This window comes from Kitasatospora sp. NPDC058190 (genome assembly GCF_042883685.1).
In the GTDB taxonomy this organism is placed as follows: Bacteria; Actinomycetota; Actinomycetes; order Streptomycetales; family Streptomycetaceae; genus Kitasatospora.
The window spans coordinates 1-14,866 of sequence record NZ_JBHVVI010000174.1 but is presented as its reverse complement, the minus strand read 5'-3'; the positions used below and the strand labels follow the sequence as shown (position 1 = coordinate 14,866).

At 72.4% G+C, this 14,866-nt stretch carries 15 protein-coding genes; 11 read left to right on the top strand and 4 right to left on the bottom strand.

Annotation, left to right across the window (positions count from 1 at the left end):
* Positions 1-831 precede the first annotated feature (831 nt).
* Entirely contained in the window at positions 832-1,785 is a 954-nt protein-coding gene (locus tag ACFVWU_RS41600; protein WP_387631188.1) for a pirin family protein, read from the bottom strand.
* Positions 1,786-1,890: 105 nt separating this feature from the next.
* Here ACFVWU_RS41600 and ACFVWU_RS41595 point away from each other — a divergent pair, with 105 nt between their 5' ends.
* Both ACFVWU_RS41595 and ACFVWU_RS41590 read left to right on the top strand, forming a co-directional pair.
* Positions 1,891-2,379 (top strand): carboxymuconolactone decarboxylase family protein, encoded by a 489-nt coding sequence (locus ACFVWU_RS41595; RefSeq protein WP_387631185.1) that lies wholly within the window; start codon positions 1,891-1,893, stop codon positions 2,377-2,379.
* Between the two features lie 156 nt (positions 2,380-2,535).
* Complete coding sequence (locus ACFVWU_RS41590) at positions 2,536-3,822, top strand: serine hydrolase domain-containing protein (RefSeq protein WP_387631182.1); 1,287 nt, start codon at positions 2,536-2,538, stop codon at positions 3,820-3,822.
* 212 nt (positions 3,823-4,034) lie between these two features.
* On the opposite strand, the gene ACFVWU_RS41585 is transcribed toward ACFVWU_RS41590, so the two are convergent.
* Positions 4,035-5,000 carry a hypothetical protein gene (locus ACFVWU_RS41585; RefSeq protein ID WP_387631179.1) on the bottom strand — a complete coding sequence of 322 codons (966 nt, stop codon included), beginning with the start codon at positions 4,998-5,000 and terminating at the stop codon, positions 4,035-4,037.
* Positions 5,001-5,395: 395 nt separating this feature from the next.
* On the opposite strand from ACFVWU_RS41585, the gene ACFVWU_RS41580 reads away from it, so the two are divergent.
* Both ACFVWU_RS41580 and ACFVWU_RS41575 read left to right on the top strand, forming a co-directional pair.
* The gene (locus ACFVWU_RS41580) at positions 5,396-5,980 is read left to right on the top strand and encodes a cysteine hydrolase family protein (RefSeq protein ID WP_387631177.1); all 585 of its coding nucleotides are present in this window, start codon (positions 5,396-5,398) and stop codon (positions 5,978-5,980) included.
* Complete coding sequence (locus ACFVWU_RS41575) at positions 5,977-6,879, top strand: GlxA family transcriptional regulator (RefSeq protein WP_387631174.1); 903 nt, start codon at positions 5,977-5,979, stop codon at positions 6,877-6,879. Before ACFVWU_RS41580 ends, ACFVWU_RS41575 begins: the two co-directional genes overlap by 4 nt.
* Positions 6,880-7,184: 305 nt before the next feature.
* On the opposite strand, the gene ACFVWU_RS41570 is transcribed toward ACFVWU_RS41575, so the two are convergent.
* Together ACFVWU_RS41570 and ACFVWU_RS41565 are read right to left on the bottom strand one after the other, a co-directional pair.
* A complete protein-coding gene (locus ACFVWU_RS41570; RefSeq protein WP_387631171.1) occupies positions 7,185-7,898 on the bottom strand; it encodes a VIT1/CCC1 transporter family protein in 714 nt (237 codons plus the stop codon).
* Positions 7,899-8,242: 344 nt separating this feature from the next.
* Positions 8,243-8,479, bottom strand: a complete 237-nt coding sequence (locus tag ACFVWU_RS41565) for a hypothetical protein (protein WP_387631168.1) — start codon at positions 8,477-8,479, stop codon at positions 8,243-8,245.
* 898 nt (positions 8,480-9,377) lie between these two features.
* On the opposite strand from ACFVWU_RS41565, the gene ACFVWU_RS41560 reads away from it, so the two are divergent.
* The 7 genes from ACFVWU_RS41560 (at position 9,378) to ACFVWU_RS41530 (ending at position 14,425) form a co-directional block, all read left to right on the top strand.
* Positions 9,378-10,532, top strand: a complete 1,155-nt coding sequence (locus ACFVWU_RS41560; protein WP_387631165.1) for a 4Fe-4S dicluster domain-containing protein — start codon at positions 9,378-9,380, stop codon at positions 10,530-10,532.
* A complete protein-coding gene (locus ACFVWU_RS41555; protein ID WP_387631162.1) occupies positions 10,532-11,338 on the top strand; it encodes an FAD/NAD(P)-binding protein in 807 nt (268 codons plus the stop codon). Before ACFVWU_RS41560 ends, ACFVWU_RS41555 begins: the two co-directional genes overlap by 1 nt.
* A gap of 5 nt (positions 11,339-11,343) precedes the next feature.
* A complete protein-coding gene (locus tag ACFVWU_RS41550; protein ID WP_387631159.1) occupies positions 11,344-12,126 on the top strand; it encodes an oxidoreductase in 783 nt (260 codons plus the stop codon).
* Positions 12,123-13,418 carry a Ni/Fe hydrogenase subunit alpha gene (locus ACFVWU_RS41545; protein ID WP_387631156.1) on the top strand — a complete coding sequence of 432 codons (1,296 nt, stop codon included), beginning with the start codon at positions 12,123-12,125 and terminating at the stop codon, positions 13,416-13,418. The genes ACFVWU_RS41550 and ACFVWU_RS41545 overlap by 4 nt, the downstream gene beginning before the upstream one ends.
* A gap of 5 nt (positions 13,419-13,423) precedes the next feature.
* The gene (locus ACFVWU_RS41540; protein ID WP_387631153.1) at positions 13,424-13,924 is read left to right on the top strand and encodes a hydrogenase maturation protease; all 501 of its coding nucleotides are present in this window, start codon (positions 13,424-13,426) and stop codon (positions 13,922-13,924) included.
* A gap of 97 nt (positions 13,925-14,021) precedes the next feature.
* Positions 14,022-14,183 carry a hypothetical protein gene (locus tag ACFVWU_RS41535; protein WP_387631151.1) on the top strand — a complete coding sequence of 54 codons (162 nt, stop codon included), beginning with the start codon at positions 14,022-14,024 and terminating at the stop codon, positions 14,181-14,183.
* An 11-nt stretch (positions 14,184-14,194) separates the two neighbouring features.
* Positions 14,195-14,425, top strand: coding sequence for a hypothetical protein (locus ACFVWU_RS41530; RefSeq protein ID WP_387631149.1), 231 nt, complete (start codon positions 14,195-14,197; stop codon positions 14,423-14,425).
* Positions 14,426-14,866 lie beyond the last annotated feature (441 nt).

The window sequence follows — 14,866 nt, the reverse complement described above, 5'->3', positions numbered from 1 at the left end:
TGCGGCATGGTAAACGGGCACGGGCCGGTTTCGCCGAGTCATCTGTGTCGGCGAACCCGGCCCCTGGGTGCGGGACAGCGCAAGGGCTAAGCCTGTCGCCACCGCCGCCTGGCAGATCGAGGCGGGCGGTGGACGAGGACGGCCGTGGCCTCTCCGTCTGGGACACCTTCTCCGGTGTCGGTGGTGTGGCCGAGGCCGTAGTGGAGGATCTCCTGCTCGTGGCGACGGTCACCCGGTCAGGCCGGCCGGCTGGCCCTGGTGTGCTTGGTGATGGCGAACGTCACGTGCAGGGAGTGCCCGGGCCGTCCCCCGGCCCGCGCGGTGGTCGGCCCCGCACGCGCGGGGGTTGTTCGTCGGAGGCCGATCCGCCCGACGTCGACGTCTTGTCGGCCCGCGCGACCGCGGGCATCGCACCTGGTGGCTCTCGGGAGTCGAGCGGTTGGCCGGGCTTGAACGGCGTTGGTCTCCTTCGTCGACGAGGTGAGCCAATGCACCGCCCGCCGGGCGGGCCCCAACTGGTTGCCCAGATCGGCTTCGGTGGTCATGGCCGGAAGCCGCGCGTCGGCTGCCGACAGGTGTCCGCACGTGCGGCAGTGCCGGGTGTCATCCTGGCCGGTGCTTCGGGGGCGAGGGCGGCTGACTGGCTGTCGGCAAAGTCGGCATTGAGTCAGCATCGGTCCGGCCAGGCATGGTCACGGGAGGTCAGAGTCCGTGAGGTGCCGGCCTGCGCAGGATGGGGCCCGCGCAGGCCGGATCGAGGTCGGGAGGCCGTCGTGAGGGTGGGGATCGCGGCCTGTCGCGCGGGTGTTCCGCACCGGATAAACGCGCAGGTCAGCGCACTCGTCCACGCGGTTTCAGCAGGGTGGTGGGGAGTTCGGGGGCGGGCAGGCGGTCGCCTGGGTAGCCGTGCACCTCGCCGAAGCGGTTGCCGGTCATCCAATCCGAACGGGCTCGGGTAATGTCGTCCATCGATCGGCCGATGAAGTTCCACCACATGACGATCTCCTCCTCGAAGGGCGTGCCGCCGAGGAGGATGAGGCGGGCCTCGGTGTCGCCGGTGTTGGTGAGGGTCAGGGTGCCGGGGCCGGGCGCGAGGTAGCCGAGATCGGCGGGGTGCAGCGCGGTTCCGGCGAGGCGGAGGTCGCCGTGGTCGACGAGGACGCCGTGCTCGAAGGCGGGGTCGAGGGCGAGGGTGACGGTGGCGTGCGGGTGGAGGGTGAGTTCGGCGCCGAGGAGGGGGGTGAAGGTCGGGGCGGGGGAGGTGTCGCCGGCCAGGGTGCCGAGGAAGACGCGGGCCTCGCCGCCGTCGAGGGGGACCGGACGGGGGGCGTGGTGGTGGAAGTCGCGGGCGGTGTGGCGGTGCTCGTCGGGCAGGGCGACCCAGAGCTGGACGCCGTGCAGGACGGTGGTGGCGGGGGTGGAGACCTCGGAGTGACAGATGCCGTGGCCGGAGGTCATCAGGTTGAGCTCGCCGGGGCGGACGAAGGCGTGCACGCCGAGGCTGTCACGGTGCTCGATCTCGCCGGTGAAGAGCCAGCTGACCGTCTGCAGGCCGGTGTGGGGGTGCGGGGCGACGTCCATCCCGCCGGTGCGCGCGACGTCATCGGGGCCGTAGTGGTCCACGAAGCACCAGGCGCCGATCATCCGGCGCGAGCGGTGCGGCAGGGTGCGGCGGACGGTCATCGCGCGCGGTCCGCCGAGCGGGACGTCCCGGGCGGTCAGGACCTCCACCTGTGGGTCCTGCGGCTGAGCGGCGGGGCGCGGCTCGGTCTCTGCGGTGCTCACGGTGGTGATCCCTCCCACGGCGGAGAATGGTGGCAGATAGTTCCAGATTCAACTATTATGGCATGGCACAGTGACGGGCAGCAGCGAGCGGGTGGAGGAGTCCAGGTGAGTGACGTGACGGTCGTCCCGGTGGAGCGGCGGGTCTTCATCGACAAGCAGAGCCCCACGGCCTACCGGGCGCAGCTCGCGGCCGCCGAGGCGTCGCGGGCGGTCGCGGCGGAGGCCGGACTGGACCGGCGGCTGGTGGAGCTGGTCAACCTGCGGGTGTCGCAGATCAACGGCTGCGCCTACTGCCTGCACGTGCACACCCGGGCCGCGCTGCGTGAGGGCGAGACCGCCCAGCGGCTGGGCGTGCTGCCGGCCTGGCGGGACACGGAACTGTTCACCGCGCGGGAGCGCGCCGCACTGGCGCTGGCCGAGGCGACCACGACTCCCTCGGACGCGGCCCTGCAGCAGGCCGCCTACGGCGTCGCGCGCGAGACGCTGACCGAGGAGGAGATCTCGGCGGTGATCTGGGTCGCGATCGCCATCAACGCCTTCAACCGGGTGTCGATCATGAGCAAGCACCCGGTCCGTCCGGCCCCGGGGCAGTAGCCGGCCTACTCGCACAGTCTCCCCCGTTCGGCGTACGCCCTACGTTGGTGGGCGTACGACCGTTTCCTTCCGATGGAGGATGACGGAGTATCAGGGCGGCGGCGAGGCTTGGGAGTCACAGGCGGGCGGGGGCCCGCCGCTGACGAAGGGGGTCGCATGACACGTCGTACGGTTTCCGCCCTGGTCGCGATGGTCTGTCTGGCGCTGGCCGCACCGGTCGCCTCGGCGAGCGCCGTCGAACCGAACGCCGTCGAACCGAACGTCGCCGCACCGAACACCGCCGTCAAGGACACCGCCGTCAAGGACACCGCCGTCAGGGACGCCGCGAGCCGACGGGCGGAGGCGCTGAAGGCGGTGACCAGGGCCGGTGCGGTCGCGGCGATCGCCCAGGTCAGGGACGAGGACGGGGTCTGGCGCGCGGGCACGGGCGCCGCCGACCTGACCACCGGCGCGCCCGTGCGGACGGACGGGCGGTTCCGCGCCGGGAGCATCACCAAGATGTTCACCTCCACCACCGTGCTCCAGCTGGTGGGGGAGGGGCGGGTCGGCCTGGACGATCCGATCGAGCGCTACCTGCCCGGGGCGGTCCCGAACGGTGAGCACATCACCGTCCGTCAGCTGCTCAACCACAGCTCCGGTCTCTGGGACCCGACCAATGAGAAGGGCGGGGTGTTCCCCGACCTGGCGGACCCCGGCGTCCTCCGGAACTGGCTCGACCAGGGCGGCATGACCCGCACGATCACCCCGGCGCAGGTGGTGGCCACCTCGGTGGCGCACGCGCCCAACTTCCCGCCGGGGGAGAGGTTCGCCTACTCCAACGTCAACTACACCCTGCTCGGCATGATCATCGAGCGGGTGACGGGGCGCGGCTACGCCCAGGAGATATCCGCGCGCATCCTGCGGCCGCTGGGGATGAACGGAACGTCCTTCCCCGGCACGGCCACCGACATCCGGGGCCCGCACGCCCACGGCTACCTCACCCTGGTCGAGGGCCCCGGCCCGGAGGACCGCAGCGACCGGGACGTCACGGTGGCCAGCGTGTCCTGGGCGAACTCCGCGGGTGAGCTGATTTCCACCCTGGACGACCTGAACCGCTTCGAGAAGGCGCTGCTGGGCGGGCGGTTGCTGTCGGAGAAGCTGATGCGGGAGATGACCACGACCATCCCGGTGAAGGTCAACGGCCAACCCACAGGCCTGGACTACGGACTGGGGCTGGCCCGACTGCAGCTGTCCTGCGGGCCGGTCTACGGGCACGACGGGAGCGTGGCCGGTTACAGCTCGCAGCTGTGGAGCTCCGGCGGGCGGCAGGTCGCGCTGTCCGTCACCCCCAGGGGTGACCAGAAGCAGGGCCTCGCGCAGCTCATCGCACAGGGTGGCTTCCTGGAGGAGGCCTTCTGCGGCACCCACGGAGGCGGGGGCCATGCGCAGCTGAGGCTCGGCTGATCCCGGTGCCGGTTCGGCTGGGCGGGTCGCCCGCTCATGTGCGGCGGCACGTGCCGCCCGGGCAGATCCGTGAGGGCACGCACCCCGCTCCGCCGACGAGCGCGCCCGTCACCGCGGCGAGCACATGATCGCGCAGCCAGTGCGGCAACTCCCGCACCGCCTCCCGCGGACCCGGTACGGCCTGCTGCCGAACAGCGGACACGGTCGGCATCTCAGCCCTCCGTCCGGTCCACGATGACGAACCCGCCCGCATAGGGCTGGGCAGAGGTACGGACGCGCAGCACGGTGTTGCCCGGCGAAGCGAAGCACACCCGGGCGGGGTGCCCGGGCTCCAGCCGGGGCGCGCCGACCGCGGCGGGCAGCGTGTACCCCACCGGGTCGTCGTCGCGCAGCGTCGCGCATCCGTGCGGCGGCACGCGGAGCCACTGCGGGGAGAAACGCCCGTCCAGCACGACCGCGCTGGGGCCCTTCGCCACCTGCTCGCCCGCCCGTACCGGGGTGGGGGTGAGGAACGGATGCTGCCAGACCACCAGCGCGACCAGGACTGCCAGCAGCGCGTAGGCCGTGGTGTGGGGGCTGACCTCCCGCAGCTGGCGGACGGTACGGTCGGGGTCGGCGACCAGCATGCCCAGCAGCGCGCCGTAGGCCAGGTGCCCGCCGTAGGCGATGGCCAGGAGCGCCGCGCCGCGCAGGGCGTAGACGCCCGCGACGGGCGAGGCCACCGAGATGGTCTCGATCGCCATGCCCCAGGCCAGGCCCCACTGCCAGCGCCTGCCGCCGGCGATCACCGCGTAGGTGATGCCGAAGCCGATGCCGTTGGAGAAGTGGAAGGCCCAGCCGAGCAGGCCGGTGCGCGGGCTGGACGAGTCGGCGCCGAGGATGAGCAGGCCGTAGCTGTCGATCGGCGCGAACAGACGGACGCCCGCCAGCATGAACGGCACCCGGAACAGGTCGTAGCCGAAGGTTCCCACCAGCCCGCCGAACGTTCCCACCACCAGCGAGCCGTGCAGCTGCCGGTAACGGGGGCTACGGGCCGTTGCCACGGTGATGGCGGTGAGCAACGCCAGGCTGGGGACGGTGATCGACCAGAACCAGAGGCGGAACGGCCCCAGGCCGTACGCCCAGATCAGCAGGGGTGCGACCGGCAGCAGGCCGAGAAACGCACAGAGAACCCGCACACCTCGCACGCGGAGCCCTGACGTGGAGGCGCGGACCACTGAGCTCACCAGCTGTGAGGTGCGAGTGTCTCCTGGCGCCCGCTCGGCCATTCGAGACCTGCTCTAACGTGCCCCTTTGTCACCATTTCACGGGCGAACGAGTGCGGCAAGTGGCGGTTCTTCTCCATGCGGCGCATGGAATGGCACATGGAAGGTACCGCTCGGAGACGCCGTCCACTGCCCGAGATCCCACACCGGACCGTCCGGTCCGCGCTCACGGCGAGCGCAGAACGGCCGTCCCCGCGTCGCCCTGGTGGGCTACCGCCTGACGGCCGTGACGGTGCTGACCGGATCGTTCCGCTCCCGGTCTCGATGGTGTCTTCAGCCGGAGGGCCCGGTGCCGCCAGGATCGAGGCATGAACAGAGCGCTCCTCGTCATCGATGTCCAGGAATCCTTCCGCCGGCTGGAGAACTGGGCGGCCGTGTCCAACCCCGATATCGTCGGCCAGGTGAACAAGCTGGTCGCCCACGCCCGCGACCAGGGAGACCTGGTCGTCTGGATCCTGCACGCCGAGCACGGCACCGGGACGGTCTTCGACCCGGCCCTCGGCCACGTGCACCCGATCGACGGACTGCAGCCCGTCGAGGGCGAACCCGTCATCACCAAGACCTCGCACAACGCGTTCACCACCACCAACCTCCAGCAGCTGCTCACCCGGCACGGCATCCGGGAGCTGACCGTCAGCGGCATCCGCACCGAGCAGTGCTGCGAGACCACCACCCGGGTCGCCTCAGACCTCGGCTACGACGTCACCTTCGTCACCGACGCCACCGCCACCCACCCGATCGAACACCGCGACGCGCCGCCCGGGCGCAGCCTGGCGGAGATCCTCGCCGACCCGCGCACCCTGCCCACCGACGAGATCACCGCCCGCACCGAGTACGCGCTCTCGGGCCGCTTCGCCAGGATCGCGACCGTCAAGGAGCTGACCGGATCGTGACCCGCGTCGTCTTCCTGCTCGTCCCGCAGCTGCACCTGCTGGACCTCGCCGGCCCAGCCCAGGTGTTCTCGACCGCGGCCGACCACGGTCTCGGGTACGAGATCGGCTACGTGGCCGAGCAGGAGGACGTCCCCACCGCGCAGGGACTGCCGCTGCACGCCGCCACCGAGTGGCCGCGGCTGTCCGCCGAGGACCTGGTCGTCGTCCCCGGCTGGCGCGAACCGGAGCCGCGCGGCGCCGGGCCGTCCCCGGCATCACTGGAACGGCTGGCCGCCCACCACACGGCCGGCGGGACGGTCGCCAGCATCTGCACCGGGGCGACCGCACTCGGCCGGGCCGGGCTGCTGGACGGCCGCCGCTGCACCACGCACCACGACGCGCAGGACGAACTCGCCCGCCGCCACCCGAAGGCGCACGTGGTGCGCGACGTGCTCTACGTGGTCGACGACCGCGTGGTCACCTCGGCCGGCATCGCCAGCGGCATCGACCTCGCACTGCACCTCGTCGCCGTCCGCCACGGCCCCGCAGCGGCCGCCCGGATCGCCCGCGCGATGGTCGTCTACGCCCGCCGCAACGGCCACGAACAGCAGACCAGCGCCATGCTCCGCCACCGTGCCCACCTGGTCGACGCCGTCCACCACGCACAGGACCTGATCGACGCCCGGTTCGCCACCCCGCTGCGCCTGGCCGATCTCGCCGCCACCTGCGGTGTCAGCGAACGCACCCTCACCCGCCGTTTCACCGAGGCCACCGGCCTCACCCCGCTGCGCTACCAGCAGGAGCTGAGACTCGAACACGCCGAGCACCTCGTCTCCCACGGCGCCACCGCCGAGACCGCCGCCCGTACGGTGGGCTTCCAGGACGCCCGCATGCTGCGCCGACTGCGCGCCCGGGCATGAGCGGGCGGCGGGTTTCGAAGCCGTTCATCGCAGACTCCTCCACGGCCCCGCCCGGCGCCGTCACCGGCTCTGTGTGGAGCCTTGACCACCCTCGTCGTCAGCCGTTCCCGCGCTGCCGGGGGAGGGACGCTCGGGCCCGGGCCACGGGCCGATGGGCCCTCGGACCGGCTCTCGGGTGCCGCCGCCGGCTCGCAGTCGACGTTGCCCACAGGTCCAGCCGAGCGGCGTCGCGGGACCGGGCCCGTTCGTGCCATCGCTGCGGGTTCCGCCACAGGCCGTGGGCTCTCGGGGCGGGGACAGGCGATTCAGATCCCTGAGACATGGGCGAGCTGCCCGACGGCGGCGGTGACGGCCATGGCGAGTCCGCCGCCGATCACCACACGCAGGATCGGGCGTAGCTGAGTGGTGCCGGCGGCACTGGCGGCGAGGGCGCCGGCCAGGGCGAGGCCGGAGAGGGTGACGGCGACGATGAGCCACAGGCGCGCGGTACCGGTGGAGGCGAGGAGGCCGAGGAAGGGGACGAACCCGCCGGCGAGGAAGCTGGCGGCAGAAGCGAGGGCGGCCTGGAGGGGGTTGGCGGCGGTGTGTTCGCTGTGGCCGAGTTCGTCGCGCAGGTGGGCCTGGAGCGGGTCGGCCTCGTGCAGGGCCTCGGCGACCTGCCGGGCGAGGTCGCGCGGGACGCCTCGACTCTCGTAGATGGCGGTGAGCTCGGCGAGCTCCTCCGCGGGGGCCTCGGCGAGTTCGCGCGCCTCCTTGGCGCGGTCGGCGTTCTCGACGTCGACCTGGGAGCTGACGGAGACGTACTCTCCGGCGGCCATGGCCATGGCGCCGGCGGACAGGCCGGCGAGGCCGCCGGTGACGACGGTGGAGGTGCTCGCCCCGCTGGCGGCCAGACCGACCATGAGGCTGGCGACGGAGACCAGGCCGTCGTTGGCGCCGAGGACGGCGGCGCGCAGCCATCCGGCGCGGGAGGCGGTGTGGCTCTCGGGGTGCGGGGTGAAGCGGTCGTGGCGGGTCATCGGGTCGGCTGCTCCTGTCGGCGCGTCGAGATCAGTGTTCGGGGAAGCCGGACGGTTGTCCCTTCGGGACGACCGTCCGGGTAGTGGCCCCGGTCATCGGCGGTCGGTGTGCAGCGCGAGGCGCGGGCAGGCGCGGATCGGGCGGCTGGCGTCGTGGATCAGAACGACCCTGGGGCAGGAGCAGCCGGCAGCCGATGCGCGGGCCGTGGCGGGGCCCGTCGTGTGATTCCTGGGCGCCGGCTTCGCTGTGGCGGCCGGAGGAATGCTCCGAGCCTGCGGGTGCCGAGAGACGCCTCATGACGGGCGCCTCTCCACGGGCCCCTCTCCTCTGGGCGGAGGAACTCCTACAGTCCTTGGGCGAGCAGGAGTTCGTGGGCGAGGCGGGCGGCACGGGCGGGGCGTTCGGGGTCGGGCTCCTGGTCGGGGATGTCCTCCAGGCCCTGGATGAGGGCGCGGATGGCCTGGCCGAGGGCCTGGATCTGGGCCTCCAGCAGCTCGACGCGTTCGACGGCGCTTTCGACGTCGCGGCCGGTCGGGTGGAGGGCTACGTCCGGTTGGCCGGGGGTTGTGTCGGGTGTCATCGTGGGCTCCTCGTGGGCTGCTCTTGGTGGGGTGGCTGCCCGGCGGGCGTGATCAGGCCGTAGTGGCCGCGTCGCGGTGGCGGAGGACGCCGCCCCGGCCGGTGAATTCGTCGGTGTAGCGGGGCAGAGCCGGAGGTCGGCGCCGGTACGGTCGACGACCGCGACGACGTGGGCGGTGCGATGAGGTGCGACGGCGACGGGGCATCGAGCGTGTCACGCGGTCTCCGCATCGCCCCGGTGGCCCGCGTGCCAGGCCTGGTACGCCTCCACAGCGGTGGACAGGGTGGCATCGGCGTGCCGCGTCATGAATCTCCTTCCTCCGCGGACTCAGCATGCCGCTGGGAGCGCCCGGTCGCGCGGCGGAGGCCGGCGTGTGGACGGAGGCTGCCTCTGAGACACGGGCCTCGACGCCTGTGACCTCGCTGCCCATGACCTCGCTCCGGAGGCGCCCGACGAGCGGGAGGAGGCTCACGCTCCGCGCGTGGTCGTCGGAGGTCGCGTGCGGGCGATTCTGCCGAGGTCCTCAAGGGTGACGATGCCGACCAGCCGGCCGTCGTCCAGGACGAGGATCGGCGGTGCTCTCCCGACGCGGGTCGGCACAGGGCTGTACGGGCACGCCTCGGGGGCCGACGGACCCTCGTTCACGTCGTTCACCGGTCAATCGTCCCCGCGGGTCCGTTCGGCGATTTTCATCAGGCGTCGTGTTCGGCATCTGTGGTCCGGAGACGGCAGGGGCACCGCTGCCGCTCGGCGGGGTCCTGAGGGCTGAGCGGCCACCGCTTCGGGCCGTCCGGCCCGTGCGAGATCGCCGGGACCGGCGGACAGTGGGAGTACGGAACCGCCCGCCGAGGGGAGAGCCACCCGCGGCGGCACCGGCGCGGAGACCGAGGACGGACCGATGGACACGACCGAAGCGCTCGCGGAACTGGATGCGGAACTGGACGAGGAGGGCCTCGCCGCGCTCGTCGAAGCCTTGCGGCAGCGCGGGTTCACCGTGATCGGGCCCACCGTCCGGGAGGGTGCGATCGTTCTCGCCGAGCTGGCCTCGGCGGACGAACTGCCGCACGGCTGGGGCGTCGAGACCGAGGCCGGCACCTACCGGCTGCGCCGGCGCGAGGACCGGGCGGCCTTCGCGCACTCCGCCGGGCCGCAGTCCTGGAAGACCTTCCTGCACCCGCCCCGGGCCCGGCTCTGGCAGGCCGACCGGGCCGAGGACGGCACGGTCACCGTCCGTGAGGACGACGACCCGCCGCCCCGCTACGCCTTCCTCGGGGTGCGTCCCTGCGATCTGCGCGCGATCGCCGTTCAGGACCGGGTGCTGACCGGCGGCGCGTACGCCGATCCCGTGTACGGGTCGCGGCGTGCCGGTGTGTTCCTCGTCGTGGTCGAGTGCACCGAGCCCGGCGGTGTCTGCTTCTGCGCCTCCATGGGCACAGGCCCGGGCCTGCCGGACGGCTCCGCCTACGACCTGGCGCTCACCGAGACCGTGGGGCCGGACGGCCCCCACTACCTCGTTCGCGCCGGCAGCCCCGACGGCGAGGACGTCCTCGCCGAACTCCCCACCCACCCCACCGACGGTGAGCACGCCCGTACGGCCGTCGCCGACGCGGCCGGGCGGATGGGCCGCAGCATGGACTCCACCGACCTGCGCGCGCTGATGGCCGGCACGATGACCGCCGAGCGCTGGGACCAGGTCGCGGACCGCTGCCTGACCTGCGGCAACTGCACCATGGTCTGCCCCACCTGCTTCTGCACCACCACGGAGGAGGTCACGGACCTCACCGGCGACCACGCCGAGCGCTGGCGTCGCTGGGACTCCTGCTTCGATCTCGACTTCTCCTACCTGCACGGCACCGGCCCGGTCCGGTCCTCCGCCCGCAGCCGTTACCGCCAGTGGCTCACCCACAAACTCGGCACCTGGTACGACCAGTTCGGCTCCTCGGGATGCGTCGGGTGCGGCCGTTGCATCGCCTGGTGCCCGGTCGGCATCGACATCACCGAGGAGGTCGCCGCCCTGAGCGCCGAGGCCGCCACGCCCGACGGAGCACCGTGATGCACGCGACGACCCCGGTCCCGTACCGGGTGCTGGCCCGCCACCGGGAGACCGCCGACACCGTCACCCTCGACCTCGTCCCGGCCGCAGGCCCGCTGCGCCCGTTCCGGCCCGGTCAGTACGCCATGGTGTACGCCTTCGGCACCGGCGAGATCCCGCTCTCCACCAGCGGCATCACGGGCGACACGCTCTCCCACACCGTCCGCGCGGTCGGAAAGGTCAGCGAGGCGCTGTGCCGCGCCGAGCGCGGCGACTGGATCGGCACCAGAGGCCCGTACGGCACGGTTTGGCAGACGCCGCCCGCCGGCAGTGACGTGCTGATCGTCGCCGGCGGCATCGGGCTCGCCCCGCTGCGCCCGCTGATCGAGGAGGTCCTCGCCCGGGCCGGGGCGTACGGGGCGGTCTCGGTGCTCACCGGATACCGCGACCCGGGCGAGCAGCTGTTCCTCGACGACCTGCCGCGCTGGCGCTCCCGGGCGGACGTCCGGACCACGGTGGACCGCCCCGAACCCGGCTGGCACGGCGCCGTCGGTCTGGTCACCGGCCTGCTGGACGGCACCGACTACCGGCCCGAGCACTGCGCCGCCTACCTGTGCGGCCCGGAGGTGATGATGCGCGCCACCGCCCGGGACCTGCTGCGCCGGGGCGTGCCCGCCGACCGGATCCGCGTCTCCCTGGAACGCAACATGCGCTGCGCCACCGTCTGGTGCGGCCACTGCCAGCTCGGCCCCGTCCTCGTCTGCCGGGACGGCCCGGTCTTCGGCTGGGACCACGCCGAAGACCTGCTCTCCACCCCCGAGCGGTGAGCGCCATGGGAAACGTCCCACGCCTGGCCGTCTGGAAGTTCTCCTCCTGCGACGGCTGCCAGCTCACCCTCCTCGACTGTGAGGACGAACTCCTCGCGCTCGCCGGGAAGATCGAGATCGGCTACTTCCTGGAGGCCTCCAGCCGCGAACTGCCGCCGCCCTACGACCTCTCCCTCGTCGAGGGCTCCATCGCCACCGCCGCCGACCTGGAGCGCATCCGGCGGGTCCGCGAGCAGTCCCGCCACCTGGTGACCATCGGCGCCTGCGCCACCGCCGGCGGCGTCCAGGCGCTGCGCAACCTGGCGAGCCTGCCCGAGTACCAGGCCGTCGTCTACGCACGCCCCGAGTACATCGACAGCCTCGACCACTCCACCCCGATCTCCGCCCACGTGCCGGTCGACCTGGAACTGCGCGGCTGCCCGATCGACAAGCGGCAGCTGCTGGAGGTCATCACCGCCTACCTCGCCGACCGCAAACCCGACATCCCCACCCACAGCGTCTGCTTCGAGTGCAAGCTGCGCGGTACCACCTGCGTCACCGTCGCTCACGGCACCCCGTGCCTGGGCCCGGTCACCCAGGCCGGCTGCGGCGCCATCTGCCCGGCGTACGGGCGCGGCTGCTACGGCTGCTTCGGCCCGATGGAGACGCCCAACACCCGTGCCCTGCTGCCGTTGCTGCACCGCGACGGGGTGGCGGACGCGGACGCCGCCCGCCTCTACCGCACCTTCAACGCCGAGGCCCCCGCCTTCGCGGACGCGGCCCGACAACCCACGGAGGACGACGGATGACCCACCGCACCCAACGGCTGCTCACCGTCGGCGCGTTGACCCGCGTCGAAGGCGAGGGCGCACTGTACGTCTCCGTCCGTGGCGACGAGGTCGAGGACGTCAGGTTGCGGATCTACGAGCCCCCGCGCTACTTCGAGGCGCTGCTGCGCGGCCGCCGGTACACCGAGCCGCCCGACCTCACCTCCCGCATCTGCGGGATCTGCCCGGTCGCGTACCAGATGAGCGCCTGCCACGCGGTCGAGAACGCCTGCGGGGTGGTGGTGGACGGCCAACTCGCCCAGCTGCGGCGGCTGTTGTACTGCGGTGAGTGGATCGAGAGCCACACCCTGCACGTCTACCTGCTGCACGCCCCCGACTTCCTGCGCCTGCCCGACGCGCTGACACTCGCCCGCACCGACGCGGCCCTGCTCCAACGCGGCCTGCGGCTGAAGAAGTCCGGCAACGAGATCGTCGAGGTCCTCGGAGGGCGGGCGATCCACCCGGTCAACGTCCGGCTCGGCGGCTTCCACCGGCTCCCGACACGAGCCGAACTCGACCACCTGGCCACGGTGTTGCGCCAGGCGCGGACGGACGCCGAGGACACGCTCGGCTGGGTCGCCGGGTTCGAGTTCCCCGACCTGGCGGTCAGTCACGAACTGCTCGCCCTCACCGAACCCGACGGCTACGCCATCGACTCCGGCACCCCGACCGGCGCCCTCTCCGGCCCCTTCCCACTGCGGGACTTCGAGCACCGCGTCCGGGAGCACCAGGTGCCGCACTCCACCGCCCTGCACGCCACGCTCGACGGCCGGCCCCTTCTCGCCGGGCCGCTCGCCCGCTGGAACCTCGGCAGCGAACGCCTGCCCGCCGAGATCCGTGCCCTGGCCGCCCAGGCCGGGCTCGGCCCGCGCTGCGACAACCCCTTCCGCAGCATCGTCGTCCGGGCGGCCGAGGTGCTGTGGGCCGTCACCGAGGCGCAGCGGATCATCGAGCGGTACGAGCCGCCGCCTGCCCCGGCCGTCCCCGTCCCGCCCCGGGCGGGCACCGGGTACGGCGTCACCGAGGCCCCGCGTGGACTGCTCTACCACCGGTACGACCTGGACGAGGCGGGGATCGTCCGGAAGGCCGTCATCATCCCGCCGACCGCGCAGAACCAGACCGCGATCGAGGCCGACCTGCGGGCCTTCATCCAGCCCCGGCTGCACCTGGACGACGCCGAGCTCACCCGCCAGTGCGAGCAGGCCATCCGTAACTACGATCCGTGCATCTCCTGCGCGGCGCACTTCCTCACCCTGACCGTGAAGCGGAGTTGACGAACATGGCGGACCAACGAGTCGTCGTCATCGGCGTCGGCAACGAGTACCGTCACGACGACGGCGCCGCCGTGTCCGTCCTGGCGCGGCTCGCGACCGAGGATCTCCCCGTCGACCGGATCACCCTGTGCGACGGCGAGCCCACCCGGCTGATGGAGCTGTGGGAGGGCGCCGATCTCGCCGTCGTGGTCGACGCGGTGCACAGCCACCCGGGTGAGCCGGGGCGGATCCACCGGGTCACCGTCGACGCCGACCACCTGCTCGCCGATCCGCTGGCGGACGAGGAGGCGGCGGCCGGCACCCACGGCCTGGGCCTCGGCCACGCCGTTGCCCTGGCCGCCGCACTCGCCAAGTTGCCGCGTGAACTGCTGATCGTCGCGGTGGAGGGCGCGGACTTCTCGATCGGCGAGGGTCTGAGCCCGGCCGTCGCCGACGCGGTGCCGCGTGCCGTCGCCGAGGTCCGGCGGGCGGTGGAGGAACACCGGGCGGAGGCTCCGGGGCCCTGACCACCGATCTGCGGCTGATCGAGGTCTACGGCACCGTCCAGGGCGTCGGCTTCCATCCGTTCGTGCACCGGCTGGGCGCGCAACAGAGGACGGCCACGTGGTGTCCCTGGTCGCCGCCGCCCACTGGCCGCCCGAACGCCGGATCGTCGTCCAGCACCACCACGCCCACGTCGCCTCCTGCGCCGCAGAACACGGCGTCACCGCCGTTCGGCGCCTCGTCCCGGCCGGTGTAGCCTCCGGCTTGTTCGATTCCAGGTGAGGGGTGGGCCCGTGGTTGACGTGACACGCGTGATGGAGTCCTTGGCTGAGCAAGGTGTGACGGTCCTGATCAAAGCTGATGCCGAGCGCATGCGGGACGGGACGAAGCTCTGGACCTTCGTCGCGAGCGGGGCCCCGTTTCGAGACGATCTCCTGGTGCGCACGGACGCCGTGTCCGTGGAGGCGTGTCTGGAGGTCTGCCTCCCGCGGCTGCGCGAGTACGGCCTGGTGATCCCCGATTGACGGCGCGGCGCAGATGGCGGGGTGGACGGTGATTCGGCTCCCCGAAGGCTCGTGGTGGGCGCCCGGACGCCGCCGACCCTGCTCGCTTGCCCTGACGGTATGTCCGCGACCGGAGTCACCCCCGGGTGGGCGTTGCGGGTTCCGCCTAAGGGCTTGCAGATCATTAACACGTTGTCTCGATCTTGCTGTTGGGCTCGCGGCTCTGGTTGATGACCCGGGTCTGGAGAGTTGCGAGAGCGGCAGGCGGGGTGGTGGTCGGTGGGATGACGACGCCGCGTGTTTCGAGCAGCCTCCTGGTCTTCAGGAGGGTTCGGTGCATTGCGGTCCGGCTGCTGCCGAACAGCGCGGTGAGCTTCCCCCGCTGGGTGGGAGGTGCTGATTACCTGGTCAGGGCCGGTGTGGGTGGTTCGACGGCCACCGGTTCGGCCGTCGTCTGGTCGG

Excerpts from the sequence above, each read along its gene's own strand:
- ACFVWU_RS41590 (WP_387631182.1), top strand. The coding sequence starts at position 2,536 with ATGACACGTCGTACGGTTTCCGCCCTGGTCGCGATGGTCTGTCTGGCG.
- ACFVWU_RS41580 (WP_387631177.1), top strand. The coding sequence starts at position 5,396 with ATGAACAGAGCGCTCCTCGTCATCGATGTCCAGGAATCCTTCCGCCGG.
- ACFVWU_RS41570 (WP_387631171.1), bottom strand. The coding sequence starts at position 7,898 with ATGACCCGCCACGACCGCTTCACCCCGCACCCCGAGAGCCACACCGCC.
- ACFVWU_RS41565 (WP_387631168.1), bottom strand. The coding sequence starts at position 8,479 with ATGACACCCGACACAACCCCCGGCCAACCGGACGTAGCCCTCCACCCG.
- ACFVWU_RS41560 (WP_387631165.1), top strand. The coding sequence starts at position 9,378 with ATGGACACGACCGAAGCGCTCGCGGAACTGGATGCGGAACTGGACGAG.
- ACFVWU_RS41555 (WP_387631162.1), top strand. The coding sequence starts at position 10,532 with ATGCACGCGACGACCCCGGTCCCGTACCGGGTGCTGGCCCGCCACCGG.
- ACFVWU_RS41550 (WP_387631159.1), top strand. The coding sequence starts at position 11,344 with ATGGGAAACGTCCCACGCCTGGCCGTCTGGAAGTTCTCCTCCTGCGAC.
- ACFVWU_RS41545 (WP_387631156.1), top strand. The coding sequence starts at position 12,123 with ATGACCCACCGCACCCAACGGCTGCTCACCGTCGGCGCGTTGACCCGC.
- ACFVWU_RS41540 (WP_387631153.1), top strand. The coding sequence starts at position 13,424 with ATGGCGGACCAACGAGTCGTCGTCATCGGCGTCGGCAACGAGTACCGT.